4 protein-coding genes and 1 pseudogene are annotated in these 3,136 nt (G+C 44.2%); 1 reads left to right on the top strand and 4 read right to left on the bottom strand.

Going from position 1 to position 3,136, the window contains the following annotated elements; all coding sequences use genetic code 11:
- Positions 1-561 (bottom strand): Rpn family recombination-promoting nuclease/putative transposase (locus lacNas_RS08860; protein ID WP_244661448.1); only part of this gene is annotated, 561 nt, incomplete at its 3' end.
- 337 nt (positions 562-898) lie between these two features.
- Between lacNas_RS08860 and lacNas_RS08855 the strand changes: the two genes are divergently transcribed.
- Positions 899-1,354, top strand: coding sequence for a helix-turn-helix domain-containing protein (locus lacNas_RS08855; protein WP_201330147.1), 456 nt, complete (start codon positions 899-901; stop codon positions 1,352-1,354).
- A 171-nt stretch (positions 1,355-1,525) separates the two neighbouring features.
- On the opposite strand, the gene lacNas_RS08850 is transcribed toward lacNas_RS08855, so the two are convergent.
- The 3 genes and pseudogenes from lacNas_RS08850 to lacNas_RS08840 form a co-directional block, all read right to left on the bottom strand.
- Entirely contained in the window at positions 1,526-2,359 is an 834-nt protein-coding gene (locus lacNas_RS08850) for an alpha/beta hydrolase (RefSeq protein WP_201330146.1), read from the bottom strand.
- Positions 2,352-2,759, bottom strand: a complete 408-nt coding sequence (locus lacNas_RS08845) for a DUF3237 family protein (protein ID WP_201330145.1) — start codon at positions 2,757-2,759, stop codon at positions 2,352-2,354. Before lacNas_RS08845 ends, lacNas_RS08850 begins: the two co-directional genes overlap by 8 nt.
- Positions 2,752-3,136: pseudogene (locus lacNas_RS08840) on the bottom strand (hypothetical protein); the annotation flags it as partial. The gene lacNas_RS08845 and the pseudogene lacNas_RS08840, both read right to left, overlap by 8 nt.

Below are 3,136 nucleotides of genomic sequence, written 5' to 3'. Positions count from 1 at the left end.
CGCCAGGCAGAAAAAGGCGCTCTTGAAACGCTTATCCAGCTCTTTTGCATTCAAGTCGCTGATCCGGTAAAAAGCCTTGATCTTGTAATCACTGATCAGCGGCCGCATTTCCTCGGGGAGCTTTTGCAGATTGATGTTCCCCAGCAAATTCCGGCTGTAGTTCCAAGCTTCTTTCCCGTAGTATACCACCAGCGTGAGCACAGGGTAGAGCTTTTTGCTCTTGGTGAGCTGGTAGCAGTAGGCCGCGGCATCGTAGTTCATCACCCGCGCCGGCATGTGCTTGTCTGGCCGGGTCTGGTTCTCGATTCCAACCAGCGAAATGACGATCTTCTTCTTGCCGATCGTCAGCAGCTTGGCCACGTCCCGGTCCTGGCCGTGAACCTCTCCGTTGGCCTTGTAGTAGCTGGTCGTGTTGGTGTCTGCCAGCATGTCCGGCTTGATAATCTGTTTTCCATTGAAGATGAAGCCGTTCAATACGTCAGCAAAAATTTCGTTCTTGTCCAGCAGGACTTTCTGGACGACGTCCTTGCTGCCGCGGACGGATGCTGTTGTTTTGGTCATTTTTCCTCCGTTTCTAGAAGAGAATTTTCTCTCCAATAACTAGTACAAGAAAAATGCCAAATTTTTTTATTTTCTCGAAGTTATTACCTAACTACGGTGGCGGGATTCTAAAGCAAGGCAGTCCCCGTGCCGGCAAGCAGTTCGTCAGCTGGCTGGAGAAGACGGGCTTACCGGGATAGAGATACGACAAAACAAAGGGGATGCAATCCGCGCTTGGACTGCATTTATTACTTACGCAACGAGACCGAGAAAGCCTATAAGATCCCAAATACCGCTAAAATCTACACTAAGATATAATAGTAATGAAAAGCAAACTATTTTAGGGAAGTTAATCAAAATGACTGAATGGAATTTGCCTCAGCTGGCCAAATACACTGGCGTACAAATCAAGAGACTTAGAGAAGAAAGAAACTGGTCTCAAGATGAACTTGCTAAAAAGCTGAACACTACTAAGACTTCTATTTCTAACTACGAAAACGGAAAGCGGACGCCTCGTTTCGACGGTCTCTATCTATTATCTACAATTTTTGAAGTACCAATTGACACGTTCTTTCCAGAGCACAAAGGTGCAAACAATAATCAAGGAATGAATGGCAACGGCACTAAACCTATCAACTTCAACAGTCAATCCCAGGAAGATAAAACCGCTACTACTAAGTACAGAACTAACGATCTTGTCCTTCAACAACATGCAGCTGACAGCCTAGCACAAATATCAGCATTGAATGCACAACAGGTTGATCAATTGAACACAATCATTTCTTTATTACAAAGTAAAGCAAGTCGCCAATAGCATAATCCCAGCACTCCGGTGCTGGGATTATTTCGTATGTCATAGGTCTGCTGCGTTGGCTTCATCTCAGCTTTGCACGGCAAAAGAAAAAGTGTTGAACGACTACTTCATCGAGCAATCATCCAACACTAAGTTGGTATTTAACTTAACAAAACAAGAATGAATTAAAGTCTAAAGAGTTTTCATCCAATTAGCAGCCAATTGCGGCCACAAGCTCATTGGACGGAAAAGGTTGGCATCTTCTGGATCTGCCGTTGCGTAATCACCCAAGGCTAAGCCATGAGATCCTTTTTTAAACATGTGGAATTCAACGTTTCTCTTTTCTTCCTGCAGTCTCAAAACATAGCTGACAGTATCCGCTGAGTTTAAGACCGGATCATCCGCAGCACACCAGATAAATTGCGGCAAAGTTTCAGCATTTACCAAATTACTCAATGTCACCGCAGAAACCTGATCTTGGCTCGGCGTTTCAGTCCCGTAAAGGCATTGAAAAAGCTTCCGTTCATCATTCCACTCACTGCTTGGCCGGTTGGTTGTTCCAACCAAAGGATATGCAAGAATCACGCCTTTGACTTTAGGCAGATCCTCGTTGACAACACCCGCCTTGGCGATCAAAGATGGATCATTCCATAAGTTTGCGTATAAGCCAGCAACGTGACCGCCAGCAGAAAAGCCCATAACATAAATTCTTGAGACATCAACAAACCATTCGTCAGAGTGTTTTCTAATTAGTGCCAAAGCTTGAAATAAGGATAATACTGGATAAGGATATTGTGACTTATGGTTGTCAATCGGATATCTCAAGATGAAGCTGTGAAAGCCTTCGCCGCTATAGTGTAATGCGATCGGTTCGCTTTCCCGGTGCGCCAGTTTAAAGTAGGCACCACCTGGACAAATCACCATGGCAGGGCGTTTCTTAGTCTTCTTTGATGAAATATTAGGGTCAATCACGAATGTTTCTAGGAAAGAATTTTCCTCAGCAAGAGTAAAGCGTTGGTTAAGCAAGATCCATTACCTCATAAACTTCAATCAAAACATGCGCATCATCTCCCTCAACAATCTTGCCATTAAAGGTTCGATAATTAAGATCATGGTAGTTACCATTTTTATCGGCAACAAAGCGCAGATGTGTGAACGAGCTGGTCTTTTTATCAATGTCTGCTTGATTATCTACATAAATCAACTCTTCATTACATTTTAGCAGATACAAAGCATGCGCTTTAGAAAAACGGTCATCATATCTTTGATTGAAGTCGCCACCAAATGAAACTATTTTCCCATTTAACTTCCCCGTTACCGTTCCTCCGATAATCGGAATGATTTTGAAAAATCCTTGGTCTGTCTGCCCTACGTTCAGTCGCGGACCTAGTTCAACCTCTAGAGTTGCAAACAATTCACTACGCATTTGCTTTGTCTTCCTTCGATTCGTAGCCAAATACCAAAACCAAAATCATTGCGGCAACAGCTGTCAATACGCCGACAATAGTCCCTGGAATCCAGTTGATGGAAGTTTGCAGTGACAAAATACTGAAGAACATTACCGTGATCTTTTCACCAACTAAGGCAGTAAAAGCACCGCAAACTGCACCACAGATCATCGTATAGGCCATGCACTTCTTGTATCTCAGTAATGCACCGTAAACAATTGGTTCGGTAATCCCAGCAAACAAAACTGGGACAATGGCAGCTGCCATAACAGAGCGCAGCTTAGGGTCACGCTTGGCTCTAATCAGCAAACCGACAGCAATTCCCATGCAGGCCCAAGTCGGTGCACCGGCACAA

It is taken from the genome of Lactobacillus nasalidis (assembly GCF_016587775.1).
In the GTDB taxonomy this organism is placed as follows: domain Bacteria; phylum Bacillota; class Bacilli; order Lactobacillales; family Lactobacillaceae; genus Lactobacillus; species Lactobacillus nasalidis.
The sequence above is the reverse complement of the archived record's forward strand: the minus strand, read 5'-3'. Positions and strand labels throughout refer to the sequence as shown.